General features: G+C 70.0%; 27 protein-coding genes. 17 read left to right on the plus strand and 10 right to left on the minus strand.

Annotation, left to right across the window (positions count from 1 at the left end; genetic code table 11):
• Position 1 precedes the first annotated feature (1 nt).
• The 5 genes from yidC to QPJ90_RS05095 are packed head-to-tail and all read left to right on the plus strand — an operon-like array spanning position 2 to position 4,020.
• Positions 2 to 964, plus strand: coding sequence for a membrane protein insertase YidC (yidC, locus tag QPJ90_RS05075; protein WP_290134168.1), 963 nt, complete (start codon positions 2 to 4; stop codon positions 962 to 964).
• Positions 965 to 1,462, plus strand: coding sequence for a R3H domain-containing nucleic acid-binding protein (locus QPJ90_RS05080; RefSeq protein ID WP_058724812.1), 498 nt, complete (start codon positions 965 to 967; stop codon positions 1,460 to 1,462). It abuts the gene before it with no gap.
• A complete protein-coding gene (gene rsmG, locus QPJ90_RS05085) occupies positions 1,459 to 2,103 on the plus strand; it encodes a 16S rRNA (guanine(527)-N(7))-methyltransferase RsmG (protein ID WP_290133379.1) in 645 nt (214 codons plus the stop codon). Before QPJ90_RS05080 ends, rsmG begins: the two co-directional genes overlap by 4 nt.
• A 58-nt stretch (positions 2,104 to 2,161) precedes the next feature.
• Positions 2,162 to 3,055, plus strand: a complete 894-nt coding sequence (locus tag QPJ90_RS05090) for a ParA family protein (protein ID WP_290133380.1) — start codon at positions 2,162 to 2,164, stop codon at positions 3,053 to 3,055.
• On the plus strand, positions 3,055 to 4,020 hold the full coding sequence (locus tag QPJ90_RS05095; RefSeq protein WP_290133381.1) for a ParB/RepB/Spo0J family partition protein: 966 nt from the start codon (positions 3,055 to 3,057) through the stop codon (positions 4,018 to 4,020). The genes QPJ90_RS05090 and QPJ90_RS05095 overlap by 1 nt, the downstream gene beginning before the upstream one ends.
• Positions 4,021 to 4,642: 622 nt before the next feature.
• Here QPJ90_RS05095 and QPJ90_RS05100 read toward each other — a convergent pair.
• From QPJ90_RS05100 to QPJ90_RS05125, 6 genes are all read right to left on the minus strand, one after another.
• Positions 4,643 to 5,260, minus strand: coding sequence for a YdcF family protein (locus tag QPJ90_RS05100; RefSeq protein ID WP_354670489.1), 618 nt, complete (start codon positions 5,258 to 5,260; stop codon positions 4,643 to 4,645).
• Positions 5,261 to 5,267: 7 nt separating this feature from the next.
• Positions 5,268 to 6,230 (minus strand): D-alanine--D-alanine ligase, encoded by a 963-nt coding sequence (locus QPJ90_RS05105; RefSeq protein WP_290133382.1) that lies wholly within the window; start codon positions 6,228 to 6,230, stop codon positions 5,268 to 5,270.
• A 40-nt stretch (positions 6,231 to 6,270) separates the two neighbouring features.
• The gene (locus QPJ90_RS05110) at positions 6,271 to 7,575 is read right to left on the minus strand and encodes a PLP-dependent aminotransferase family protein (RefSeq protein WP_290133383.1); all 1,305 of its coding nucleotides are present in this window, start codon (positions 7,573 to 7,575) and stop codon (positions 6,271 to 6,273) included.
• A 189-nt stretch (positions 7,576 to 7,764) separates the two neighbouring features.
• A complete protein-coding gene (gene trxA, locus QPJ90_RS05115; RefSeq protein WP_022832611.1) occupies positions 7,765 to 8,091 on the minus strand; it encodes a thioredoxin in 327 nt (108 codons plus the stop codon).
• 83 nt (positions 8,092 to 8,174) lie between these two features.
• Entirely contained in the window at positions 8,175 to 9,173 is a 999-nt protein-coding gene (gene trxB, locus QPJ90_RS05120; protein ID WP_290133384.1) for a thioredoxin-disulfide reductase, read from the minus strand.
• Positions 9,174 to 9,347: 174 nt separating this feature from the next.
• Positions 9,348 to 13,613 carry a DUF6049 family protein gene (locus QPJ90_RS05125; protein WP_290133385.1) on the minus strand — a complete coding sequence of 1,422 codons (4,266 nt, stop codon included), beginning with the start codon at positions 13,611 to 13,613 and terminating at the stop codon, positions 9,348 to 9,350.
• 124 nt (positions 13,614 to 13,737) lie between these two features.
• Here QPJ90_RS05125 and QPJ90_RS05130 point away from each other — a divergent pair, with 124 nt between their 5' ends.
• The 7 genes from QPJ90_RS05130 to QPJ90_RS05160 all read left to right on the plus strand — a co-directional run bounded on the left by QPJ90_RS05130 (position 13,738) and on the right by QPJ90_RS05160 (position 19,759).
• A complete protein-coding gene (locus tag QPJ90_RS05130; protein ID WP_290133386.1) occupies positions 13,738 to 15,171 on the plus strand; it encodes a CCA tRNA nucleotidyltransferase in 1,434 nt (477 codons plus the stop codon).
• Between the two features lie 260 nt (positions 15,172 to 15,431).
• Positions 15,432 to 15,803 (plus strand): 30S ribosomal protein S6, encoded by a 372-nt coding sequence (gene rpsF / locus QPJ90_RS05135; protein WP_058724526.1) that lies wholly within the window; start codon positions 15,432 to 15,434, stop codon positions 15,801 to 15,803.
• 3 nt (positions 15,804 to 15,806) lie between these two features.
• Positions 15,807 to 16,367, plus strand: coding sequence for a single-stranded DNA-binding protein (locus tag QPJ90_RS05140; RefSeq protein ID WP_290133387.1), 561 nt, complete (start codon positions 15,807 to 15,809; stop codon positions 16,365 to 16,367).
• Positions 16,368 to 16,414: 47 nt separating this feature from the next.
• Positions 16,415 to 16,672: a 30S ribosomal protein S18 gene (rpsR, locus tag QPJ90_RS05145; RefSeq protein ID WP_017887834.1), complete on the plus strand. Its 258-nt coding sequence runs from the start codon at positions 16,415 to 16,417 to the stop codon at positions 16,670 to 16,672.
• Between the two features lie 14 nt (positions 16,673 to 16,686).
• The gene (rplI, locus tag QPJ90_RS05150) at positions 16,687 to 17,139 is read left to right on the plus strand and encodes a 50S ribosomal protein L9 (protein ID WP_290133388.1); all 453 of its coding nucleotides are present in this window, start codon (positions 16,687 to 16,689) and stop codon (positions 17,137 to 17,139) included.
• A gap of 540 nt (positions 17,140 to 17,679) precedes the next feature.
• A complete protein-coding gene (gene dnaB / locus QPJ90_RS05155) occupies positions 17,680 to 18,993 on the plus strand; it encodes a replicative DNA helicase (RefSeq protein WP_152998015.1) in 1,314 nt (437 codons plus the stop codon).
• A gap of 91 nt (positions 18,994 to 19,084) precedes the next feature.
• Positions 19,085 to 19,759 (plus strand): hypothetical protein, encoded by a 675-nt coding sequence (locus QPJ90_RS05160; RefSeq protein ID WP_290133389.1) that lies wholly within the window; start codon positions 19,085 to 19,087, stop codon positions 19,757 to 19,759.
• 42 nt (positions 19,760 to 19,801) lie between these two features.
• Here the strand turns inward: QPJ90_RS05160 and QPJ90_RS05165 are convergent, their stop codons facing one another.
• Positions 19,802 to 20,548, minus strand: a complete 747-nt coding sequence (locus tag QPJ90_RS05165; protein ID WP_290133390.1) for an SDR family NAD(P)-dependent oxidoreductase — start codon at positions 20,546 to 20,548, stop codon at positions 19,802 to 19,804.
• A 226-nt stretch (positions 20,549 to 20,774) separates the two neighbouring features.
• Here QPJ90_RS05165 and QPJ90_RS05170 point away from each other — a divergent pair, with 226 nt between their 5' ends.
• Positions 20,775 to 20,960, plus strand: coding sequence for a hypothetical protein (locus QPJ90_RS05170; RefSeq protein ID WP_290133391.1), 186 nt, complete (start codon positions 20,775 to 20,777; stop codon positions 20,958 to 20,960).
• 40 nt (positions 20,961 to 21,000) lie between these two features.
• Positions 21,001 to 21,603 (plus strand): GNAT family N-acetyltransferase, encoded by a 603-nt coding sequence (locus QPJ90_RS05175; protein WP_290133392.1) that lies wholly within the window; start codon positions 21,001 to 21,003, stop codon positions 21,601 to 21,603.
• Here QPJ90_RS05175 and QPJ90_RS05180 read toward each other — a convergent pair.
• A complete protein-coding gene (locus QPJ90_RS05180; protein ID WP_290133393.1) occupies positions 21,600 to 21,971 on the minus strand; it encodes a hypothetical protein in 372 nt (123 codons plus the stop codon). The two genes, QPJ90_RS05175 and QPJ90_RS05180, sit on opposite strands and share 4 nt — an antisense overlap.
• 37 nt (positions 21,972 to 22,008) lie before the next feature.
• Positions 22,009 to 22,554, minus strand: coding sequence for a hypothetical protein (locus tag QPJ90_RS05185; protein WP_290133394.1), 546 nt, complete (start codon positions 22,552 to 22,554; stop codon positions 22,009 to 22,011).
• Positions 22,555 to 22,647: 93 nt separating this feature from the next.
• Here QPJ90_RS05185 and QPJ90_RS05190 point away from each other — a divergent pair, with 93 nt between their 5' ends.
• A complete protein-coding gene (locus QPJ90_RS05190; protein WP_290133395.1) occupies positions 22,648 to 23,376 on the plus strand; it encodes a 3-keto-5-aminohexanoate cleavage protein in 729 nt (242 codons plus the stop codon).
• A 40-nt stretch (positions 23,377 to 23,416) separates the two neighbouring features.
• On the opposite strand, the gene QPJ90_RS05195 is transcribed toward QPJ90_RS05190, so the two are convergent.
• Positions 23,417 to 24,097: an SDR family NAD(P)-dependent oxidoreductase gene (locus QPJ90_RS05195; RefSeq protein WP_290133396.1), complete on the minus strand. Its 681-nt coding sequence runs from the start codon at positions 24,095 to 24,097 to the stop codon at positions 23,417 to 23,419.
• 102 nt (positions 24,098 to 24,199) lie between these two features.
• On the opposite strand from QPJ90_RS05195, the gene QPJ90_RS05200 reads away from it, so the two are divergent.
• Positions 24,200 to 25,048 carry a helix-turn-helix transcriptional regulator gene (locus QPJ90_RS05200; protein WP_290133397.1) on the plus strand — a complete coding sequence of 283 codons (849 nt, stop codon included), beginning with the start codon at positions 24,200 to 24,202 and terminating at the stop codon, positions 25,046 to 25,048.
• A gap of 4 nt (positions 25,049 to 25,052) precedes the next feature.
• Entirely contained in the window at positions 25,053 to 25,478 is a 426-nt protein-coding gene (locus QPJ90_RS05205; RefSeq protein ID WP_290133398.1) for a hypothetical protein, read from the plus strand.
• Positions 25,479 to 25,514: the final 36 nt, after the last annotated feature.

The following is a 25,514-nucleotide window of genomic DNA, read 5'->3' on the forward strand; positions in this document are numbered from 1 at the left end:
CATGGACTTCATCGGAACGATCCTCTGGCCGCTCAAGTGGGTGGTCTCCGCCATCCTCGTCGGCTTCCACTGGATCTTCGAGAACCTCGGCATGGACCCGGGTGCCGGCATCACGTGGGTGCTGTCGATCATCTTCCTGACCTTCGTGGTCCGCGCCGCGCTGATCCCGATCTTCGTCCGACAGATCAAATCGCAGCGCCGCATGCTCGAGGTCGCGCCGCAGCTCAAGAAGATCCAGGACAAGTACAAGGGCAAGAAGGACCAGTTCTCGCGTGAGGCCATGAGCCGCGAGACCATGGCGCTCTACAAGGAGACCGGGACGAACCCGCTGAGCTCCTGCCTGCCGCTGCTCATCCAGATGCCGATCTTCTTCTCGCTGTACTCGGTGCTGCACGAGGCGCAGATCAACAAGACGGGCATCGGCCTGCTCTCCAGCGACCTCGCTCGCTCCTTCGGCAACGCGTCGCTCTTCGGCGCCCCCCTGCACGAGACCTTCACCAACGCGTCGGGCTGGGAAGTCCGGGTGATCGCGGGCTTCATGATCGTCGTGATGACGGCGTCGCAGTTCATCACGCAGCTGCAGCTCGTCGCGAAGAACATGTCCCCGGAGACCAAGGAGTCTCCGATGTACCGCCAGCAGAAGATGATGCTGTACATCCTCCCGCTGGTCTTCGTCATCTCGGGTCTCTCGTTCCCCCTCGGCGTCATGTTCTACTGGCTCGCCTCGAACATCTGGACGATGGCGCAGCAGTACTTCGTCATCCGCAGCATGCCGACCCCGGGTTCCGAGGCCGCCCTCGCCCGCGAGGCCCGCCTCGCGAAGAAGGCCCAGCGCCGCGGTACCCCGGTGCTCGCGGAGGCCGGTGCCGGCGCAGCCGCGGTCGAGGTCGAGCCCGTGCGGGTCACGACGCAGCGTCAGCAGCCGGTCGGCAAGAACCGGTCGAAGAAGAACGGGAAGAAGTAAGTGACGGACGACACCACCACCGCCGAGGCGCCCGAGACCGATCACGACGAGGTCGAGCGCGACGAGGCCGACATCGCCGGTGACTACATCGAGGAGCTGCTCGACATCTGCGACCTCGACGGAGACATCGAGATCGAGGAGCGCGGCGGCCGGGTGTACCTGTCCGTCACGGACGACGGTGACTCCCTGCGCGTCCTGTCGAAGCCGGAGACCGTGACGGCGCTCCAGGAGCTCACCCGCATCGCGGTGCAGGCGGAGACGGGCGAGTTCAGCCGCCTGATCCTCGACGTCGCTGGCTCGCGCGACACCCGTGCGTCGGAGCTGCAGCGCCTCGTCGACACCGCGATCGAGCGGATCGAGGGCGGATCGTCCTCGGCGGCGCTCCCCCCGATGTCGTCCTACGAGCGCAAGCTGGTCCACGACCTCGTCGCCGAGAAGGGCTTCCACTCGGAGTCCGAGGGTGAGGGCCGCGACCGGCACACCGTCGTCACGCGATGACCGAGGCTTCCGCTCCGGAGCTCGAAGTCGAACCAGCCGCTGCCGCGGCGCTCTTCGGCGACCGCCTGGAGCTCGCCCGGTCGTTCACGAACGAACTCGCACGGCGGGGTGAGGAACTGGGCCTGATCGGCCCCCTCGAACTGCCCAGGCTGTGGACGCGACACATCCTCAACTCCGCGTTGCTTGCTCCCCTCCTGGAGGCCCGTGGCCGGGTCGCCGACGTCGGCTCCGGCGCCGGGCTGCCCGGCCTGGTCCTCGCGATCGCGCGTCCGGACGTGCACTTCACGCTCATCGAGCCGATGGAGCGCCGCGTCGACTGGCTGAACGCCGAGGTCGAGCGCCTTCCCCTCGACAACGTGACGGTAGTCCGGGCGCGCGCCGAGGACGTCGCTGACGACATCGTCGTCGACCAGGTGACTGCCCGTGCCGTGTCAGCGCTGTCGAAGCTCATCCCCCTCACCGTTCCGCTCGTACGTTCGGGCGGACAGCTCATCCTGATGAAGGGTGCGCGGGTCGACGAAGAGGTCGAGAAGGCGCGCAAGGTCATCCTGCGCAAACGCCTCGGCGACGTCGAGGTCCTCGAGCTCGGAGACGGTGTGGTCGAGGAGACCACGCGCGTGTTCCGGGCTACAGTTGATTGACGCCGGCAGCAGCGCTCCGCGTTCCACGTGAAACACGAACCGGGGAAGAGGGCACTCGTTGAGTTCATCCACCGACTACGACGCTTCGACGCCGCTCGCTCGTGAGATCGCTGACCTGAATCGACGCCGGCGGGCCATCGCGACCCAGCAGTTCCCGCTGCCGGAGAAGACCCGCATCATGACGGTGTCCAACCAGAAGGGTGGGGTCGGGAAGACCACGACGACGGTCAACCTGGCTGCCGCCCTGGCGCACGGTGGCGCTCGCGTTCTGGTGATCGACCTGGATCCGCAGGGGAACGCATCGACCGCCCTCGGAGTCGATCACCAGGCTGAGGTTGCGAGCATCTACGACGTCATCGTCGACGAGGCGCCCATCGCCGACTGCGTCCAGCGCTCCCCCGAGTCAGAGACGCTCTGGTGCGTGCCGGCGACGATCCACCTTGCGGGCGCGGAGATCGAACTCGTGTCGCTCGTGGCGCGTGAACAACGGCTGCGGACAGCACTCGACCAGTACTTGGAGTCGCTCGACGAGCCGTACCACTACGTCTTCATCGACTGCCCGCCGTCGCTCGGCCTCCTGACGATCAATGCCTTTGTCGCTGCGGAGGAAGTGCTGATCCCGATCCAGTGCGAGTACTACGCGCTCGAGGGTCTGAGCCAGCTGCTGCGGAACATCGAGCTCATCGAGCGGCACCTGAACCCGAAGCTGCGCGTCTCGACGATCCTGTTGACGATGTACGACGGCCGGACGAACCTCGCGAACCAGGTGGCTGCGGACGTCCGAGAGCACTTCGGCGACCAGGTGTTGAAGTCGATGATCCCCCGCTCGGTCCGTGTCAGCGAAGCCCCGAGCTACGGCCAGAGCGTCGTGGCGTACGACGTCAACTCCACCGGCTCGCTCTCCTACCTGGAGGCGGCTTCCGAGATCGCAGCACGAGGAGCGCAGAACTGATGGCACCGAAGCGAACCGGACTCGGCCGAGGCATCGGCGCCCTCATCCCGACGGCGACCGAGCAGCAGGACCGTCCCGTCGACGTGTTCTTCCCGACAGGGGGCTCGCCGGCATCGGCGCCGACGGCAGAAGACCTCGTGGCCGTCCCCGGCGCCCGGCTGGCGAACCTGAATCCACTCGACGTCGTCCCGAACGCACATCAGCCGCGCAAGGAGTTCCGTGAAGAGGAACTCCAGGAGCTCGTGCACTCGATCCGGGAGATCGGCGTCCTCCAGCCGATCGTCGTGCGTCCCATCGCCGGCGCCTCCGGTACGGAGCCGCAGTTCGAACTCATCATGGGTGAGCGTCGTCTCCGCGCGACGAAGGAGCTGGGCCTCAGCACGATTCCCGCCATTGTCAAGGAAACCCCCGATGACGCGATGCTGCGCGATGCGCTGCTCGAGAACCTGCATCGCGCACAGCTGAACCCGCTCGAAGAGGCGTCGGCGTACCAGCAACTCCTCGCCGACTTCGGCATCACGCAGGAGCAGCTCGCGCAGAAGATCGGTCGCTCGCGGCCGCAGATCACCAATACGATCCGTCTGCTGCGTCTCCCCTCTCCCGTGCAGCGGCGAGTCGCAGCAGGCGTTCTGTCCGCGGGCCACGCTCGGGCGATCCTGGCAGCCCCGGACGCAGAGGCGATGGAGTACCTCGCCGAGAAGATCGTGAACGAAGACCTCTCCGTGCGCACCGCTGAAGCACTGGCGCAGCAGCTCGCCGCCGGAACTCCGGCGAAGCCCAAGCAGCAGCCGACGAAGCGTCAGGCGCACTTCGACGACCTCGCAGAACGCCTGGGCGATCGTCTGAACACCCGGGTGAAGATCGCCGTCGGCGCGCGGAAGAGCTCGGTCACGATCGACTTCGCGAACGGCGAAGACCTGAACCGTATCCTCGCCGAGCTCGGTATCCGCGACATCGCCGAGTAGGCGGTCATCGGCGGCGCTGGTGTCTCCTGCTGCGGGAGTGTGCGCCGCACCGCTCCGCACAGCGCTCCACGGGCGGCGGGAGCCTCTTTGGTCAGGCGGTGATCGTCAGCCGCACGAGGTCACGCGCGCATGGGCTCAGCAGCGGCCTGTGCGGCTGTGTCCGGGCCGAACGTCCTCGTCTTGGGTCTCGGCGTGCCCCGGCACCCGCAGCGGTGCCAGGGCCCGTTGAGTGGTTCGTGCACGCTCATCTGGCGCGTGGTGGCGGTGAGTTCCGCGGACGCGTCGACGAACCGTCACGCCCTAGAGGCTGTCGCGGTGGCTCCTCACGATCGACCGTTTCTCGTGGAACGGCAGGGTGCGGCTGTTCCGGGACGTCGGGCGCCTGCTTGACCGCTGTTTCACGTGGAACGTTGCAGGCCTGCAGCGCTGAGAACACCGGAGCTCGGTCGCGCAATGCCTCTCTGACTCATCGTCGCGCCGGGTCGCGGGCACGCTCGCACAAGCGGACGCGCCTCAAGGCTGTGGCGTTCGTGCGCAGCCCGTGACGCAATGTTCCACGTGGAACAGTGCAACGTCAGGGCAGAGACGTGGCGCCGCGACCAGCGCCGGCTCGACAGTTGTCTCATGTAGGACGTCGCAGGCGTGCAAGCTTCCAGAGTCCGATTGCGGCGAACACTGGCTTGACCGCGGCCATCTCGCCCCAGCGATGGTCCGGACCAGGTACCAGCCGACGTGCGAGATCCGGACGTTGGCGTCGGAGATAGCGCCGTGCCTTCTCTGCATGCAGACTGTTGGACGCGAACATGATCCATTGTGCGTCGGCGAGAAGAGGCGTGACGTTGCGGACGTTCTCCCACGTGGAGCGACTCTCCGTTTCGACGAGGACTCTGCCTGACCAACCGAGGTCGTCGCGGAGGTGACGACGAAGGAGTTCGGCCTCGGCGATGGAGCCGCGGACCGCTCCCCCGCTACAGATGATCGTGGTGCCGGGTCGACCGCGCGCACTCCGAAGGGCGATCCGAGCGCGCCAACGATTGATCATGTTGATCCGTGAGTGGCCGTTCGCGAAGCCGAGAACCACCACGCAGCCGGCGGCCATCGCATCTGGCGTGGCCGCGAGTCCGTGGCCGCGCCGACTCGCGTGAGCGTGCAGAACGTCGGCGGCGATCATCACCGCCAGAGCGATCCCGGTACCCGCGGTCAGGAGGGATGTTCCACGTGGAACACGCCTCGGCTGCATCGCGGGGTCAGTGCGCGTCGTCGCGGATCGCCTGCTCGGCGAGTTCCGCGTAGGTCCAGCCGAGATCGAATCCCGATGCGGAGAGGGCCTGCGGGACGAGCGAGGTCTCAGTGAGGCCCGGCAGGACGTTGGCTTCGAGGAACCACGGCGTCCCGGCCCCGTCGATGATGAGGTCGACACGCGACAGGTGCCGGAGGCCGAGCGCTTCGTGCGCGGCGACGGCGGCCGCCGACACGGAAGCCGCCTGCACTGCCGAGAGGCGCGCGGGGGTGTAGAACGTCGTTTCACCGGCGTTGTACCGCGCCTCGAACCCGTAGGTTCCGCTCCTCGGCACGATCTCGACCGCCGAGAGAGCGACCGGGCCGTCGCCGGTGTCGATGATGCCGACGGCGACCTCCACGCCCCGGATGAGCTGCTCGACGACGACGTCGTCACAGTAGGTGTACGCCGTGACCATCGCACGGGGCAGGTCGTTCACGTCGTCCACCAGGGTGACGCCCTGAGCGCTACCGCCACGGGCCGGCTTCACCGCGAGCGGGACAGGGTGCTCACCGGCGATGGCCGCGAGTACCCCGACCGCACCGAGCTCGCGGAAGACGTCGTGCGACAGGGTGATCGACCGGGGAGTCCGGACGCCGGCGCGCGCGACGAGCGCGGACGCGGTGGGCTTGTCCCATGCCAGCCGGGCCGACGTGGAACGCGAGCCGACGAACGGGATGTCGAGTGCCTCCAGGATGCCCCGCAGGGCCCCGTCTTCTCCGGAGGCGCCGTGCAGAGCCGGCCACACGACATCCGGGCGTGATTCGGCGAGAGCCGGCAGCAGCGAGGCGTCCGCATCCCGGAGGTCGACGTTCCAGCCGTAGCCTGTCAGGGAGTCGGCGACCCGTCGACCGGAGCGGAGGGAGACGTCACGCTCGTGTGAGATCCCTCCGGCGACGACGACGACGTGACGGTGTGCGGGCGCGGCCATGAGGATGGTCCTCCGTGCTGAGTACGAACGAAAGTGCTGATCAGGAGATGTTCGGCGGCGGAGCGGACACCGACGACGACGGCCGGACGACGGCGTTCGGCCGCGTGGCGGAACCGAACGTCTCGAGGAGTTCCAGCTCGTCGTTGACGACCGTCGCGAGACGCTTCACCCCGACCCGGATCTGCTCGGCGGTCGGGTAGCAGAAGGACAGCCGGATGTTCCCGCCGCCGCGACCGTCTGCGTAGAACGCGGTCCCCGGCGTGTAGGCCACGAGTTCCTTCACCGCGCGAGGCAGCATGCCCTTCGAGTCGAGGACGTCCGGCAGGGTGAGCCACACGAAGAACCCACCGTTCGGTCGGGTCCAGGTGAGGTCGGGCAGGAACTCCCCCAGCGCGGAGAGCATGGCGTCGCGGCGCTCGGCGTAGAGCCCACGGAAGGTGTCGATCTGACCCTTCCAGTCGGCCGCGTCGAGGTAGGCGTTGACGACGTACTGCCCGAAGGAGTTCGGCGCGAGCACGGCCGATTCGTTGGCGAGGACGAGCTTCTCGCGGATCGCGTGCGGAGCCAGTGCCCAACCGACCCGGAAGCCCGGCGCGAGGGTCTTCGAGAACGAGCCGAGGTACACCACGCCCTCGTCGTCGATCGAGCGGATCGCCTGAGGTGCCGGCTCGTCGAACCACAGGAGCCCGTACGGGTTGTCCTCGAGCACGAGGATGCCGTTCGAGCGGCAGATGTCGAGGACCTCGATCCGGCGCTCACGGCTCATCGTGACGCCAGCGGGGTTGTGGAAGTTCGGGATCGTGTAGAGGAACTTGATCCGCTTGCCCTGCGTCCGGAGGTTCGCGATCGCCTCGCGCAGGGCCTCCGGGACGAGGCCGTGCTCATCGGTGGTCACGTGCACGGTCTCGGCCTGGTACGAGCGGAAGACGCCGATCGCGCCGACGTAGGACGGTGACTCGGCCAGGACGACGTCACCCGGATCGATGAAGAGTCGCGTGACGAGGTCCAGGGCGTGCTGCGAGCCCGTGGTCACGACGACGTCGTCCGCCGAGGCGCGGATGCCCTCGAGGCTCATCACGTCGACGATGTGCTCGCGCAGGGACCGCAGGCCCTGCCCTCCGCCGTACTGGAGCGCCATGGCGGCGTCCTCGGCCATCACGCGGTCGATCGAGCCCGTCACGAGCTCACGGGGCAAGGCGGAGACGTACGGCATGCCCCCGGCGAGGGAGACCACCTCGGGGCGCGATGCGACGGCGAACAGGGCTCGGACCTCGGAGGCGCTCAGCCCGGCGGTGCGCTGGGCGTAGGAGTCGTACCAGGGGTCGAGGCTGGTGCCGTTCGTCATCGTGTGCTCCGTTCACTGAGGCATTCCCGCCACACTACGACATGTGCTGCGGAAATCCGGGGTCCGATCGGCCTCCCGTGGCCTGCATCGTGAGAGAACGCACCACCGGACGCACAGGTGCCCGGCCAGCGACAGCAGGACGCCCCGCCCCCGGGACCGGGGACGGGGCGTTCGAGCGTGTCGGGCCGACTACGCGAGGAACTCGGCGAGGTCGGCTTCGAGCGCCGGCTTCGGCTTGGCGCCGATGACGGTCTTGACGACCTCGCCGCCCTTGAAGACCTTCATGGCCGGGATCGAGGTGATCTGGTAATTCATGGCCGACTGCGGGTTGTCGTCGACGTTGAGCTTGACGATCTCGATCTTGTCGGCGTGCTCCGCGGCGATCTGGTCGAGGATCGGCGAGACCGCGCGACACGGACCGCACCACTCGGCCCAGAAGTCGACGAGGATCGTCTTGTCGGACTTCAGGACCTCGTCCGAGAAGGTGGCGTCGGTGACTGCCTTGGCGTTGGACATGTGTGCTCCTTCGTGGATCCCGGTCGCAGCCGAGAAGTCGTTCGGTGGGTACAACGGACGAACCGCTGTGACATTCCCCGGGTTCAGGCGCGTGCGGCCTCGACGTCGACCGTGACGGGCGACTCCGGGGTGACGCCCTCGGCCGGCACGGTGAGGTCGTCGTCGAGTTCGGCGAGGTACTTCTCCGCGTCGAGCGCGGCCACCGTGCCCGAACCGGCAGCGGTGATCGCCTGACGGTAGGTCGGGTCGATGACGTCACCGGCCGCGAACACGCCCGGCAGGTTGGTCTTCGACGAGCGGCCCTGGACGGCGATGGTGCCCTCCGGCGCGATGTCGATCTGCCCGTGGATGAGGTGGGTCCGCGGGTCGTTGCCGATCGCGATGAAGAGTCCGTCGAGCTCGAGCGAGGAGGTCTCGCCGGTCACGGTGTCGCGGAGCTGCACGCCGGTCACGGAGGACTCACCGTCGATGCCGATGACCTCCTTGTTCCACGCGAACTCGATCTTCGGGTCGCTGTGGGCGCGGTCCTGCATGATCTTCGACGCGCGCAGGGTGTCCTTGCGGTGGATGACCGTGACCTTGTCGGCGAAGCGCGTGAGGAACGTCGCCTCTTCCATCGCGGAGTCGCCACCGCCGACGACGGCGATGTTCTTCTGACGGAAGAAGAAGCCGTCGCAGGTCGCGCACCACGAGACGCCGTGACCAGACAGGCGCTCCTCGTCCGGGAGGCCGAGGTGACGGTAGGCGGAACCCGTCGCGTAGATCACCGCGAGGGCCTCGTACGTCTCGCCGGAGCCGACGGTGACCTTCTTCACCTGGCCGGTGAGGTCGACCCACACCGCGTCGTCGTACAGGACCTCGGCGCCGAACTTCTCGGCCTGCTCCTGCATCTTGATCATCAGGTCGGGGCCCTGGATGCCCTCGGGGAAGCCCGGGAAGTTCTCGACCTCGGTGGTCTTGGTGAGTTCGCCACCGGTCTCGACGCTGGACGCGACGATGAGGGGCTTGAGCTCCGCGCGCGCGGCGTAGATGCCGGCGGTGAACCCGGCCGGACCGGAACCGATGATGATGAGCTGGCGCATGCCTCGCTGCCCTTCCGTTGAGTGCTGACCGGGTCAACACATGCTACCGGCGCGACATTCCACGCCACCCGTGCAGCGCGGCCAGCGGCCGACGGGACGCGGACCGGCGACCGGGCCGCGCGGGGGGTCAGCGACCGAGCGGGTCCGGGGACAGCGACCGGGTCGGACCCGGGGTCAGCGACCGAACCGGGCCCGGACGATGTCGACCGCCCCGCGGATCTCTTGGTTCCGCGCGAGCGCCAGCACACCGAAGTAGACGAGCGCCATCACGACGCCGGTGAGGACGATCGTCAGGACCGCTCCGGTCGCGTCGGACATCGCGAACCCGCTCGCGCTGAACGCTCCGAAGAACCAGACGACCAGGAGGCCGACCGCTCCGGCCACGAGCGCCGCGACGATGAACTGCAGGTGCGACCGGGTCACGTTCGCACCCTCCATGCCCTTGAGTCGCCGCGACACGAGCACGAGTGCGAGGACGGTCTGCGCCGAGCCGGCGAGCGTCGTGCACGCCGCGATCGAGAACCCGATGACCGTGTCCGGGAGCAGCGACACCGAGAGGGCCCCGATCACGAAGAGGACCGACTGGACGCACTGCATGAGGAACGGCGTGCGGTGGTCGTGCAGCGCCCAGAACACCCGCTGGATCACGAACAGCATGCTGAACAGGACGAGTCCGGGCATGTAGGCGAGGAGCACGGCACCGATCGACAGTGCACCGTCGAAGGTGCTCGCGAAGATCCGGCCGAACGGCACCGACACCACCATGAGCGCCACGGAGGCGAACACGGTGAAGAGTCCGACGATCCGCAGGCTGAGGGACAGGTTCCGCCGCACGGCGTCGAGGTCGCCGCGTTCGGCATCGTGGCTCATCCGCGTGAAGTACGCCGTCGCGATCGACACCGTGATGATCGAGTGCGGCAGCATGAACAGCAGCCAGGCGTTCTGCAGCACCGCGTTGCCCGCGGCCCCGGTCCCGAGCGACGAGACACGTGACTGGACGAGGCCGGCGAGCTGCGTGACGAGGATCATCGCGAAGAGCCACCCGGCAGCGGTCCCCGTCGCCTTGAGCCCCACGCCCCGCCACCGGAAGTCCGGGCGGTAGGTGAGACCGGCACGACGCCAGAAGAACGGCAGGAAGGCGGCCTGCGCGACGACGCCGAACGACGCGCTGCCCGCGAGCACCGCGATCTTCGCCGGGGTCCAGTCGTCGAGGCCGGCGTTCACCGAGCGGTCCCCGAACAACGCCATGAAGACGATGAGCCCGCTGACGGCGATGACGTTGTTGATGAGGGGCGCCCACGTGAACGGCCCGAACACCTGCTTGGCGTTGAGGACCTCGCCGAGGAGCGAGTACATCGCGTAGAAGAGGATCTGCGGCAGGCACCAGAACGCGAAGGCCACGGCGAGGTCCGTCTGTGCCGGGGTGAAGCCCTTCGATCCGTCACCGGCCTGGATGCTGTACGCCCAGACGAGGAACGGTGCCAGCGCGGTGGCGATGATCGTGATGACGACGAAGACCGTCCCGCCGAGCGTCACGATCTTGTTGACGTACGCGGTACCGCCGTCGGTGTGCTGCTGCATCGACCGGACGATCTGCGGGATGAGCACGGCCGACAGCAGACCCCCCGCGATGAGCGCGTAGATGTTGTTCGGCAGCTGGTTCGACACGGCGAACGCGTCGGCAGCGACGGAGCCCTGCTGGCCGATCGCGTAGGCCAGGATGATCGTCTTCGCGAACCCGAGGACGCGCGACACCATGGTGCCGGCTGCGAGCATCGCGCTCGCTCGGCCGAGGCTGCGCTCGGCGACGGGTTCGGCGTCGACGACGGACTGCGGCTGGGTGGCGCTGATGAGGGGCTCCTCGGGTGCGGGCTGCTCGGCGGGTCGATCGGTGGGCCGGCTCGCGGGGTCGTCCGACGGTTCGTCGTGGTCACCGGAACCTGCCTGGAGGCCCGCCCCGGCCCCGCCGTCGAGGCTCGCCTCGTCGAGGTGCTCACGGTCAGGGCGCGATGCGGCAGCCGCGGCTGCCGGCCCGCCTGGGCCGCCCTGCGGACCGACGCGGGGCCCTGCGACCGCGGCAGACCGCGCGGCCGCTGCCGCGTGGCGGACGGGCACCGGGCCTCCCGGCTGACCCGCCTGGACCGACGGACCCGCCTGGACCGACTGACCCGCCAGACCCGGCTGCTCGGCGAGCGGACGGTTGGGGTCGTCGTCCTCGTCGTCGGTCTCGCCGCGGCGACGTCGCGCCCGCTTGCGGATGCTCCGGAAGATGCCGAAGCCGAAGATCGCGACGAGCGCGATGCCGGCGACGGCGGTGATGACCGTCTCCCACTGCGCCTGCACGTTCAGCTCGACGGTGGCCGGCTGCGCGATGGTCTGCCCGGTGGGGGTCGTCAGCGCGAGGGTGAGCGACACCTTGCCGTTCGCCACCGACTGCACCGGCACCGTGGTGCGCGTCGAGGAGTCGCTCTGGACCTTGACCACGATGTCGTTGCGGACGACACGGAGCGCCGAGTTCGACGGCTGGACGGAGAGCCGGACGGTCACCGGGTACTTCGACTCGTTCCGGATCGAGATCGGCAGGGACGACCGGTCGCCCAGCAGCGTGAGGCTGCTCGAGTCCGTGATCGTCACCGAGTCGGTCGTCCGCGCCCAGGCCGCCACCCGGTTCGTGATCGCTGCGTCGAGGGCGTCGTCGTCCGTGCGCCAGGAGTTCGACGCGAGGGCCAGGAGCTGGAGTCGTGCCGGTGCGGTGACGTCCTCGGGGGTGTCGAGCGCCGTTGCGAAGCCGGACAGGGCCTCCGAGGCGCGGACCAGCCGCTCCAGACGGTCGATGCGGGCATCGCCGTCCGACGCCTTGGTCAACGTCAGCGAACCGGGGGTCGCCGACGCGGTCGACGACAGGTCGGTCGGCGCGGCCCACGGAGTGCTCTCGAGTGCGTCGAGGGCCTGGGACAGCCGGGTGGAGTCCGACGGCCAGTCCCGACCGAGGGTGAGGAGGACCGGGGACGTCGCGGTGCCGGCACGGGCCGCGCTCGCGAGCGTCGCGGTGAGCTCGGACATCGCCGTGTCCCAGGTGCGCTGGTCGGTCGCGGTCGCCGCCTGGCGGAGGAGCGACGACATCGCCTGGTCGGCCACGAGCACCTTGTCGGAGCCGATGCGCTCGGACGCCGGGATGGTGGTGTCGGCCCCAGCGGAGGTGTTCCCGCTCGCGACGATCGTCGTCGTGGTGCCGGCTTCGCGGAGCGCCGGGAGGTCACCCTGGGCGACGGTGCCCTCGACCGGCCACGCGACGTCGTCCATCGAGTAGTCGAAGTCGAGGAGCGACGAGGTCGTGGGGAGGACCTCGGTGCTGTCCGGGTCGGTGCCGTCGGCGGCGCCGTCGGCCGCGCCGGTGGCTCCGTCGGTCGGGGAGGCGGTCGCGGAGTCCCCCGGTGCGGCGGTGGAGGGCGCGTCCGTCGGGGCGGTCGCCGACGGGGTCGGGCTCGGCGTGGAGGCGCCGGGGAAGTTCTCGGGACGGATGCCCGCGTCGAGCGAGGTCGGCGCGAGGACGCCGTCCGCACCCGCCTGCCGCAGCCCCGTGACGTCGGCGTCGGCCCAGGGCAGCGCGAAGGTCTCGTTGCGGATGTCCTCGAGGTCCTGCAGCCACGCGATCGCACTCGACGGTGCGTTCTGGCCGAGGATCCGGATCGACGCGATGATGCGCGGGTCGATGCCGACCGCGACGTTGTGCCCCTCGGCTGCGCGGAGCTGCTGGGTGAGCGTCCCGTCGACCGCGGTCGCGGCGGCGAGTTCGTCGGCCCCGACGAACATGCTCGACGAGTGGGGCAGGGTGATCGGCATCGCGACCGAGACCCCGACCGGGGTGACGCCCACCGAGGTCTCGGCCGACGCCGGGTCCCACGTGATGGCGGAGCGCGCGACGGCGGTCGTCTCGCCCGCGGTGTAGACGGCTGCGATGCGTCGGGGACCGAACGAGCCGTAGCCCCCGAGTCCGACGTTGCCCGGGACGATCTTCACCGAGCGCAGGGTGACCGAACGGTGCGCCGGAACGGCCGGGACGTCCACGGTGTCCATCGGGGCGCCAGGGTAACCGGTCGTGCTGGTGTCGACGAGCCAGTCGGAGAGCTGGTCGCGCGAGCTCACCACCCGGGAGATGTCGAGCTCGGCCGAGCCCGCGGGGAGCGCCTCGTCGGTGTCGTTCGTCACCGTGACCGAGAGCGTGAGGTCCTCGTCGCGGTGCACGATCCCGCGGTTCGCCGGGGACACCGTGACGCTCGTCGTGCCCTCGGTCGCGGTCGACACCTCGGCGGGAGCGGTCTCGACGGAGGACGCGGTCGTCAGGGCGCTCGCGGACGGGGCGTCGACGGGCGCGACGACGAGGCCGAGCGCGACGAGTGTCGACGCGGCCGCGGCGAACATGGTGCGGAAGAGCTGCATACAGGGGTGCCCGGGGGATCGACCCGGGCCGTGCACGAGTGTATGAGGCCCCACCATGAACACCGCCCGTGCGCGCGCAGGGTGTGGAGAACTCGTCGGCTCGATCTGGGAGGATTGGTCCGTCATGCAGTCCGTTGCCCAGGCCGTCGAGCGACTCGACGCACTCGCCGAAACCCTCCCCGTGGCCACCCTCGCGCGGGCGTTCGCCGACGCCGGACACGAGCTGGCCCTCGTCGGCGGCCCGGTGCGCGACGCGTTCCTCGGCCGTCCGGTCACCGACCTCGACTTCACCACCGACGCCACCCCGGACGACGTGCTCCGGATCGTCGAGCCGATCGCGAGCGCCACGTGGGACGTCGGCCGCCAGTTCGGCACCATCGCCGCGCGGGTGCACGACGAGCAGGTCGAGATCACCACCTACCGGAGCGACGTCTACGACGGCGAGACCCGGAAGCCCGAGGTCGCGTTCGGCGAGACCATCGAGGACGACCTGCTCCGCCGCGACTTCACGGTGAACGCGATGGCGCTCCGACTGCCCCAGCGCGAGCTCGTCGACGTGCACGGCGGTGTCGAGGACCTCCTCGCCGGGCGCCTCCGCACGCCGCAGCAGGCGACGGTGTCGTTCCGCGACGACCCGCTGCGCATGATGCGGGCGGCCCGGTTCACGTCGCAGCTCGGGTTCACCGTGTCCGACGACGTGCGCGACGCGATGGCCGAGCTGGCCGACTCGATCGAGATCGTCTCCGCCGAGCGGGTGCGCGAGGAACTCGTCAAGCTCCTGAACACCGCCGACCCCGTCCCCGGGCTCCGGCTGCTCGTCGACACCGGGCTGGCCGAACGCTTCCTGCCGGAGCTGCCCGCGATGAAGCTCGAGATCGACGAGCACCACCACCACAAGGACGTCTACGAGCACTCGCTCACGGTGCTGACGCAGGCCATCGGGTACGAGGCCGAGCGCCACCCCGGCGAGGCCCCGGACACCGTGCTCCGGCTCGCGGCGCTCCTGCACGACATCGGCAAGCCCGCGACCCGGAAGCTCGAGCCCGGCGGTGCGGTGACCTTCCACCACCACGACCTCGTCGGGTCGAAGCTCGCGAAGAAGCGGCTCCGTGCCCTGCGGTTCGACAACGACACGATCGGCTCCGTGGCCCGTCTCATCGAGCTGCACCTCCGATTCTTCGGCTACACCGACGGTGCATGGACGGACTCCGCCGTCCGTCGCTACGTCCGCGACGCCGGTCCGGAGCTCGAGCGGCTCCACGAGCTCACCCGCTCCGACGTGACGACGCGGAACCGCCGGAAGGCCGACCGCCTCGGGTTCGCGTACGACGACCTCGAGGCACGCATCGCGACCCTCGCCGAGCAGGAGGAACTCGACTCGATCCGTCCCGACCTCACCGGCGACGACATCATGCGCATCCTCGACATCGCGCCCGGACGAGCCGTCGGTGAGGCCTACCGCTTCCTGCTCGAGACCCGGATGGACGAGGGCCCGCTCGGGCACGAGGAAGCCGAGGCGCGCCTGCGCGCCTGGTGGGCGGCGCGCGACGCCGACTGAGCGGCCGCGCCACGAGTGCGCCCCGCGCCCGACGCGACGGCCTGGGCCCACACCGCCGGTTCCGGCCCGACGCGCCAGCGGCGGGCCGGCCGTGCCGGTGGGGAGAGGCCCGGGGCGGCTTCCACAGGTGGTGGCGCGCCTCCAGGCGGTCCGGTAGGCTGTTCAGGTTGTCTCCGCGCGTCTGCGCGCTGACACATGCATCAACCCTCCTGCTCCGGGAACCGCCCGGAGCCGCCGAGACCAAAGGAGGTGGGTTCCGCATGCACCAGTACGAACTGATGGCGATCCTCGACCCCGAGATCGACGAGCGCACCGTCGCTCCCAGCCTGGACAAGTTCCTGGCCGTGATCCGCAACGACGGTGGCACCGTCGACAACGTGGACGTCTGGGGCCGTCGTCGTCTCGCCTACGAGATCGCGAAGAAGTCCGAGGGCATCTACGCCGTCGTCGACTTCACGTCCTCCCCCGAAGCCGCCAAGGAGCTCGACCGTCAGCTCGGTCTCTCCGAGGCCGTCCTCCGCACGAAGGTCCTCCGCGCCGAGGAGGCGATCGCTCAGGTCGCCGCCCAGAAGCAGCGCGACGAGGCCCGCGCGGCCCGCAAGGCCGCGAACGCGACCGCGAGCGCCGAGTAAGTCATGGCCGGCGAAACCGTCATCACGGTGGTGGGCAACCTCACCGCGGACCCCGAGCTGCGTTACACGCAGAACGGGCTCGCGGTGGCGAACTTCACCATCGCCTCCACCCCTCGCACGTTCGACCGTCAGGCGAACGAGTGGAAGGACGGCGACGCGCTGTTCCTCCGGGCGAGCGTGTGGCGCGAGTTCGCCGAGCACGTGGCGGGCTCGCTGACGAAGGGCTCGCGCGTGATCGCGCAGGGTCGTCTGCGTCAGCGCTCGTACCAGGACCGTGAGGGCCAGCAGCGCACGAGCATCGAGCTCGAGGTCGACGAGATCGGCCCCTCGCTCCGCTACGCGACCGCGCAGGTCACCCGTGCCTCGGGTGGCAACGGCGGCGGTCGTGGCCAGGTCGGCGGCGCGAACGCTGGCGGCAACGGCGGCGGCAACTGGAACAACGGCGGCGGTCAGTCGGACGCGCCCTGGTCCCCCCAGGGTGGCCAGCAGGGTGGCGGCAACGCACAGTCGAACGACGTGTGGTCGACGCCCGGCGGCTCGTACGACGACGAGACCCCGTTCTGATCCCTCCGGTCCACCGGACACAACTTCTTCATCTCTAAGGAAAAACAATGGCTGGAAAGAGCACCGGCGACCGCCGGAAGCCTCGCGGCAAGGGTGGCAAGAACGCCGCTCCCGCGAAGTCGATCAAGGTCGGCGTCATCGACTACAAGGACGTCGCGACCCTTCGCAAGTTCATCTCCGAGCGTGGCAAGATCCGCGCCCGTCGCATCACCGGCGTCTCCGTCCAGGAGCAGCGCCTCATCGCCCGTGCCGTGAAGAACGCCCGTGAGATGGCGCTCCTCCCCTACGCCGGCTCCGGCCGCTGATCGGAGGATCTCCCATGTCGAAGCTCATCCTCACCCACGAGGTCTCCGGCCTCGGTTCCGCCGGTGACGTCGTCGACGTCAAGAACGGCTACGCCCGCAACTACCTCATCCCCCAGGGCTTCGCTGTCGCGTGGTCCAAGGGCGGCGAGAAGCAGGTCGAGTCGATCCGTGCCGCGCGTACCGCTCGCGAGCTCGCCACCATCGAAGAGGCCCAGGACCTCAAGATGAAGCTCGAGAACGCCACCATCCAGCTGTCGGTCAAGGCCGGCAAGGACGGCCGTCTGTTCGGCTCGGTCCGCCCGGCGGACGTTGCCGCTGCGGTCGAGGCGCAGGGCGTCGGCTCGCTCGACAAGCGCAAGGTCGAGGTCCCCGCGACCATCAAGACCGTCGGTGACCACGAGGCCACCGTGCGTCTGCGCGAGGACATCACCGCGGTGATCTCGCTCAAGGTCGTCGCCGCCAAGTAAGGCTGCGAACACCGCTCACGACGGGCGGGTCTCCTTCGGGAGGCCCGCCCGTCGTCGTTCTCGCAGGCGGCGGTTCGCGCCTGGCTGGTTACCGTTCAGGTGAGCGCTCCGAACCTGGAAGCAGCGTGAGAAAGTTGTCCTCAGGTTTCGGTTTGTCAACTGGTTTTACACACCCGAAACGGCCGGTTCGTCAACCTTCAATGGGAACTTGAACCCCACTTTTCCACACACGGTGTGGAACGGAAAACCCCAGATCAAGCGGTCGAAACTGTGTTCTAGAAGCAGGTTGTCCACACATCTCTCCACAGTTGTCCACACGGCACTCCGGCGTGTTCCGCAGCCTCTCCACAGAGTTATCCACAGGGCACATTTGTGGGGATAACTCCGAGGCCCTTAGCGTGGCCCGGCGACCTGGCGATGTCGGTCGTCCGGGGTAGAACTTCGGTGCGGGCAGGGGCCCGGGCCGTACCAACGACAGGAGTCCGTGTGTCGATCGCGCATCTCGATCCGTCCCCCCGCGACGTCGCCGACCGCGGAGGCATGGAGCGGACGCCGCCGCACGACCTCCTCGCCGAGCAGTCGACCATCGGCGGCATGCTCCTGTCGAAGGACGCCGTCGCCGACGTCATCGAGACCGCGCGCGGGGTCGACTTCTACATCCCCAAGCACGAGGTCATCTTCGACGCGATCCTCTCGCTGTACTCCCACGGCGAGCCGACGGACGTCATCGCCGTCACCGACGAACTCACGAAGACCGGGCTGCTCTCGCGTGCCGGCGGTGCCGAGTACCTGCACAGCGTGACGAGCATGGTGCCGACCGCTGCCAACGCCGGGTACTACGCCGCGATCGTCGCCGAGAAGGCCGTGCTCCGCCGCCTGGTCGATGCCGGCACCCGCATCGTGCAGATGGGCTACGCGTCCGAGGGTGAGGTCACCGACCTCGTCAACAGCGCGCAGGCCGAGGTCTACAACGTCGCGGGCGGCGTCCAGACCGAGGACTACGTGCCGCTCACCGACGCCATCGGCGCCGCCATCGACGAGATCGAGGCCGCGAAGGGCCGAGACGGCCAGATGACCGGCGTGCCGACCGGGTTCAGCGGGCTCGACGGGCTGACCAACGGCTTCCACCCCGGACAGCTCATCATCGTCGCCGCCCGACCCGCACTCGGCAAGTCCACCCTCGCGCTCGACCTGTGCCGGGCGGCCGCGCTCAAGCACAACCAGACCGCCGCGTTCTTCTCGCTCGAGATGGGGCGGGCCGAGATCGCCATGCGTCTGCTGTCCGCCGAGTCGAGCGTGCCGCTGCAGAACATGCGCAAGGGCACCGTCGACTCCCGCGACTGGACGACCATCGCGCAGACCCGCGGGCGGATCAACGACGCCCCGTTCTTCATCGACGACTCCCCCAACATGACGCTCGTCGAGATCCGCGCGAAGTGCCGCCGTCTGAAGCAGCAGCACAACCTCAAGCTCGTCGTCATCGACTACCTGCAGCTGATGACCTCGGGCAAGCGCGTCGAGTCCCGCCAGCAAGAGGTCTCCGAGTTCTCGCGTGCCCTCAAGCTCATGGCGAAGGAGCTCGGCGTGCCGGTCATCGCGCTGTCGCAGCTGAACCGTGGTCCGGAGCAGCGTGCCGACAAGAAGCCGATGATCTCCGACCTGCGTGAGTCGGGGTCCATCGAGCAGGACGCCGACATGGTGATCCTGCTGCACCGTGAGTCGGCGTACGAGAAGGACAACCCGCGTCAGGGCGAGGCCGACCTCATCGTGGCGAAGCACCGCAACGGCCCCACGGACACGATCACGGTGGCGTTCCACGGGATGTTCTCGCGGTTCGTCGACATGCCGCAGTAGCGCTGCCGTTCGGTCGTTCCGTGCACCGGCTCCTCACGGATCCAGCCCCGGGGAGCGTTCGTGAGCGCGTCACCGGGGACATGATCGAGTGATGGCGGACCGGACGCGGACGATGACCGCACCGCTCGGACTCACCTTGACGGTGGTGCCGGGGGCGACACCCGGCGACTCGACGTTGGTCGTGCTGCACGGCTCCGACGGTCGTGAGACGGACCTCCTGCCGTTCGCGGCCCGAGTCGACCCCGCAGGAGCGTGCATCGCGTTACGGGGTGCTGTCAGGACGGAGCTGGGGCATGCCTTCTTCGACCGACGACCCGACCGGACCTTCGACGACGACGCGGTGTCGGCACGGATCGCTCCGCTCGTGGACGCGATCGAACTGGGCCAGCAGACCGTCGGGCGAGCCCGGCACACCACCGTCCTCGGGTTCTCGAACGGTGCCGTCATGGCGGCCGCACTCCTCGAGCGGCGCCCCGAGCTGTTCACCGGCGGTGTCCTGCTCCGGCCCCAGGCGCCCTTCCGCTCGTCGCCACGCCGCTCGGAGCTCGCACTGCCCGTGCTCGTCATCGACGGCCGGCTTGACGCACGGCGCTCCACAGAGGACGGCGCGCGGACGGCCGAACGGTTGCGTAGGGCCGGGGCCGGCGTCGAGCACGTGACCCTCGGCGTCGGGCACGGCATCACCGACGAGGACGAGCGCGCCGTCAGGGACTGGCTCAGGAATCGGCAGCCAGCCGCACCTGGTGGTGCTCCTCGAGCGTCGTGAACTGCGTCGGCGGCCGGTCGGCGTCCGATGCGGTTCGGTGGCTCACCGGCCGCGCGGAGGCCTGACCGGCAACGCCACCCCCGTCGCGTCCTCGAGTGCACGCAGCAGCTCGTCCTGGAAGCCGGCGTCGAGGACGGCCGGGTGCGGGTCCCGCTGCCGGTCGTGGAACCAGTACCCGCCGCTGCTCGTCGCCGCCGGGTCGCTGATCAGGCGTTCCTGCGTGCGGTGCCCGAGTTCGAGGTCGTCCGACGCGCCCGCCCCGCCCATCTTCGTCGGCACCCACCCCGGATCGACCGCGTTCGCCTGCACCCCTGGCCAGCGAGCCGCGACGGCCGCCGCGAGCGTCGTGACGAACAGCTTGCTGTCCGAGTAGCTGTTCGTCGCCGACGTGCCGGACCAGTCGACGCCGGCCAGTCGGGCCGAGCCGCCCCGGTGCATGCCGCTGCTGAGGTAGACGTGGCGGGTCGGGCTGCCGAGGAGGGCCGTGAACAGGTAGGGCGCGACGACGTTCACGGGGATCACCGCGGGGCCGGAGAGGACGCCGGCGTTGTGCACGACACCGTCGATCGGCGGACCCGCGTCGAGCCCGCGTGCGGCTGCGAGGACCGCCTCACGGTCGGCGAGGTCCACGACGACGAGGTCCGCTCCCCGTCCGGTCAGGTCCGCCACGGCATCGGCGCGAGGGGCGGAGCGGGCGTGCACGACGACGTCGTGCCCGTCGTCGAGGAGCGTCTCGGCGGTCGCCCGCCCGAGTCCGTCGGTGGAACCGGTGATCAGGAAGCGTGCCACACCACCCATCCTGCGCCGGCCCGCCCGGATGCGCCGGATCCGCAGGTGTCCGGCGATCGGACGGGAGGCTCGTGGCGGCGTCGCCACGGGCCTCCCGTCCGGCGGGTGGTCGCGACCGCCGCGACCGCCCAGCGCACGCGGATGGCCGCTTCGCGCCCTGCGGGGCGCCTCCCCAGGACCGCCGCGCAGGATGAGCGCACGGACAGACGACCGCGAAGGAGCAGCCATGTCGGACACCAGCAACAGCAACCCCGAGGACACCGCCGTCCCCACGAACGACGAGGACGGCACGGCCAAGTCCGGCGGCCTCGGCGACGACGCCACCATCCCGAACCACCCGGACGGCGTCGCTGCCGGGTTCTCCGAGACCGACTCGCACTTCAACCCGGAGGAAGACCCCGAGCACGACTGAGTGGTCCGTGGCGGCGGTAGGTTGCGGGCGGGAGGTACGCATGGCCAACGAGCTCCGCACGACCGCCGCCGCGTACACGGTGCGCCCACTCGACGAGTCGACCTGGGATGCCTTCGAGGAACTCTGTTCGTCGAGCGCCGGGTACCCGAGCGGGTGCTGGTGCAACGGCATGCACGCCGAGGGCCTCACCCGTGACGCCGCAGCCAACCGGGAGCGCAAGCGGACGCGGGTCCTCGCGGGCACGACGCACGCGGCACTCGTCTTCGAGGGAGCGCTGTGCGTCGGCTGGTGCCAGTACGGCCCCGCGTCCGAGATCGTGCACATCAAGAACCGCCGCCGGTACGACCAGACGCAGGACGGCCCGTTGCCGGACTGGCGCATCGGCTGCACCCACGCCCGGGCCGGGCACCGGCGTCAGGGCGTCGCGACGACGGCGCTGGAGGGTGCGCTCGACCTCATCGCTGCTGCGGGTGGCGGACGGGTCGAGGGCTACCCGGAGCCCGCCGGCACGGTGCCGGCCGGGTTCCTGTTCCACGGGGCGCTGTCGACGTTCGAGCGGGCCGGGTTCACGCGCGACCGGATGATCGGGAAGCACCGGTGGGTCGTGACGAGGACGGTCGAGCCCGCCGCGCAACCGGGCTAGGGCCGCTGGGGCCGCTCGTCGACGAGGGCGACGAACCGGCTGCCGATCCCCTCGACCTCGTGGCGGGTGAAGCCGGCCGGGGCCTCGGGAGCCTGGTACGGGGCGTGGTAGTCGCACATGAGGTGGTCCCAGTCCGGCCACCACTTCTTCGGACGTGCATCCTCCGAGTACCCGCAGACGACGCACTCGAGGCGCTGCCACACCTGCTTCTTCCCGGTGCGGTTCGCCCGGGACTGCACGAGCCAGGCGGGCGGGTCCTGCTCGATCGCGGCGAGGTCGTCCTCGCTCATCCGGGCCGGGATGCCGTGACGGGTCGCCATCTCCAGGGGGATGTCGAGTCGGACGGCGGCCTCACGTCGCGAGAGCATCCGCCAAGGATAGGCCGCTCCGCGGACGCGGGCGGGATCAGTGCCCGTCGATGGCGTGGCACCCGCCGTCGAGCACCCAGCCGGCGGCCGACACCTCAGCAGTGCCGTCGCGCTGGACCGTCCCGACCAGGCACCCGCTCATCTCGACCTGTGTCTCGAACTCGACGCGGCCGTCGTACTCGACGATCCAGGGGTCGGCCGCTCCGACGGTACGCAGGACCTCCGTGACGTCGGCGAGCGTCACCGGGGCGGGGAGCCCGGCGATCCCGCTGAGGGCTTCGGCACGCACAGCGGCCAGCTCGGCGGCCGCCTGCTCCCCGAGCTCCGTGCGCTCGTGGTGCCGCTTGTTGAGCGAGTACTGCGGCGGACTGTCCGCGCCGGGTCCGGCTCCGTCGCCCGAGGGTGCGTACGTCCCGGCGGCACCGGTGGGACCCGGGTCCGCGGTGGGACCGGCACCCGGGGCGGTGGAGGTCGCCGTGTGCGCTGCCGTCCGTGCGCCCTCGTCCCCCACCGCGCAGCCCGTCACCAGGCCCACCGCGAGCAGCATCCCGAACACCGTCGCCACGATCCGCCGTTCCCCCATGCCCGCAGCCTGACAGGTCCGCACGGTCCAGAGCAGGACCGTCACCGCATCGTGACCCGCGCGGGTCGGGGGTGCACTGCGTACGTTCGGGGCATGGTCACGCACCTCCAGGCAGCACCGAACGGCGACGTCGACCACCCCGCGATGCCGAGGACACCGGACGAGATCGCGCGCGATGCCGCTGCCTGTGTCCGGGCGGGTGCGACGCTGCTGCACCTCCACGCGTTCGACGACGACGGCGTCGAGACACTCGCTCCGGCGCCGGTCGCACGACTCCTGCGGGCGGTCCGTGCCGCCTGTCCCGGCATCCCGGTCAACCTGACGACCTTCGCCGCGATCGTGCCGGACCCCGCTGAGCGTCTCCGGCTCATCGACTCGTGGACGGACCTGCCCGACCTCGTGGCAGCGAACCAGGGCGAGGACGGGATCGACGACGTGAGCGAGTTGCTCGCCCGTCGGGGCGTCGGCATCGAGGCGTGCGTGTTGAGCGTGGACGACGTCCACACGTTCCTCCGCAGGGGCGGGTGGTCGCGGTTCGCCCGACTGGTCGTCGAGCCGCTCGAGCCCGGACCCGAGGACGCCGTGGCGCTCGCGGTGGAGATGGAGGAGGCGCTGGCGGCCGAGGACGTCGGGCTGCCGGAACTCCACCACGGGGTCGGCGCTGCGTCGTGGACGATCATGCGGCGGGCCGCGGCGCGCGGACACGGCATGCGCACGGGCCTCGAGGACACCACCGCGCTCGAGGACGGGAGTGCGGTGACGTCGAACGCCCAGCTCGTGGCCGCCGCGACCGAGATCGCCCGGTCCGCCCGCGTCGGCTGACCAGCGGCAGACGGGGCACCAGCTCGGTCAGGCCCCCGTGTCAGTACTCGATCCGCCCGTTCCGGTCGTGGAACTCCCCCGTCGGCCCGTCCGGTCCGAGCAGGGCCAGCGCGACGGTCGCGTCCGTCCCCTCGGTCACGGTCTGGTGGCCGCCGAAGCCGTTGAACTCGGTCGCCGTGTAGCCCGGGTCGCTCGCGTTCACCCGGAACGTCGGCAGGTTCTTCGCGTACTGCACGGTCAACGCGATGAGCGCCGCCTTCGACGCGGCGTACGGCACGGCCGGCACGGGGTACTCATCGCGGCCGGGCGTGGTCAGCCACCGCGGGAAGCCGACGCCCGAGGCGACGTTCACGATGACCGGGTTCGCAGACGCCCGGAGCTTCGGCAGCGCGGCCTGGGTCACGCGGACGACGCCGGTGACGTTGGTGTCGAGGACGGAGGCCATCGCGGCGGCGTCGAGGTCGTCGACGCCGAACGACGTCCCGAGGACCCCGGCGTTGTTGACGAGGACGTCGAGCTCCGGCAGCTCCGCGACCGCGCGGTCGACGGACGCCTGGTCGGTGACGTCGAGCTGCACGACGCGGGCGCCGAGCGCTCGGGCGTCGTCCCCGCGGGACGGGTCGCGCATGCCGGCGTACACGGTGTGGCCGGCCTCGACGAGGCGGCGGGTGGTCTCGAGTCCGAGGCTGCGGTTGGCTCCGGTGATGAGTGTCGTGGTCATGCAACCAGCGTGCGCCCGGCACGTGGCGACTCCCAGGCACCGGGTGACGGTGGGACCGCCAGTACCAGGACGGACGGGAGGCGCGGGGCGAGGATGGTGGGCATGAGCGAGTTCGCGAGTGTGCTGCGTTCCTGGCGTGACCGGGTGCGTCCCGAGGAGGTCGGCCTGCCGGCCGGTCCGGGACGGCGGACGCCCGGCCTCCGACGCGAGGAGCTCGCAGCGCTCGCCGGGGTCAGCGTCGACTACGTCGTGCGGCTGGAACAGGGGCGGGCGAGGAACCCCTCCGCGCAGCTCCTCGGCGCGCTCGCGACCGCACTCCGGCTCTCGACGGCCGAGCGCGACCACCTCTTCCGGATCGCCGGGGTCGCACCGCCGTCGCGACAGGTGGTGCCGCGGCACGTCACACCGGGCGTCCAGCGGATGGTCGACCGGCTCGGGGACGTGCCGCTCGCGGTGTTCACGGCCGCGCACGACATCGTGCTGTGGAACGACCTCTGGGCCGCGGTGAACGGCGACCCCGGTCACTGGACGGGTCTCGAGGGCAACCTCGTGTGGCGGCACTTCATGCACGGGCACGACGGCACCGACTGGGACGACGAGCACCAGGAGGAGTTCTCCAGCGACCTCGTGGCCGACCTCCGTGCCGCGACCGGTCGTTACCCTGCCGACCGCGACCTCGCCGCCCTCGTGGCGCGGTTGCGTCGGGATTCGCCGGAGTTCGAGCGGCGTTGGGACACCGGTCGGGTCGCCGAGCACCGGGCGAGCCGGAAGCGCGTGCACACGCCGGTCGGGTCGATCGAGGTCGACTGCGACGTGCTCACCGTCCCCGGCGGTGACCTCCGCGTCGTCGTCTACACGACCGTCCCGGGTTCCGACGACGACGCGAAGCTCGACCTGCTCCGCGTCACGGGCCTCCAGGACCTCGCTCCGGAGCACCCCGTGACACGATGACCAGGTGTCCGGACCCCACCACGACGTCCTGATCGCCGCCGCCGAGGCCGTGGTCTCCCCCACGTGGAGCGAACGTGCCGTGCTGGCCTGCCTCCGCAAGCTGCGCGACGGCGGCCCGACCGAATGGCGGTCGATCACCGTGCACGACGCCTGGCCCCTGCAGGACGCGGAGGGCTTCTGTGTCGTCTACTCCTGGCCGGGACTCGGACCGGTCGGCCTCCGGGCCGCCCTCGCGGGCAGTCGCGACGCACCGCTCTGGATCGACGGTGCGTACTCGGAGCCCTTCGCCGGTGGCGAGCCCACCGCCGAGCAGTTCGGGTGGGAGATCGCCGACTTCGCGGTCGCAGAGCCGCTGGGAACGAGGGCGGACCACCTGGTCGTCGACCGTGCCGGGGTCGGCTGGTGGGGTGTCGCGCCGCTCCCCGTCTGACGGCCTGGAGGCCCGTGGCGGCGCCGCCACGTGCCT

It is taken from the genome of Curtobacterium sp. 458, from assembly GCF_030406605.1.
Classification (GTDB): domain Bacteria; phylum Actinomycetota; class Actinomycetes; order Actinomycetales; family Microbacteriaceae; genus Curtobacterium.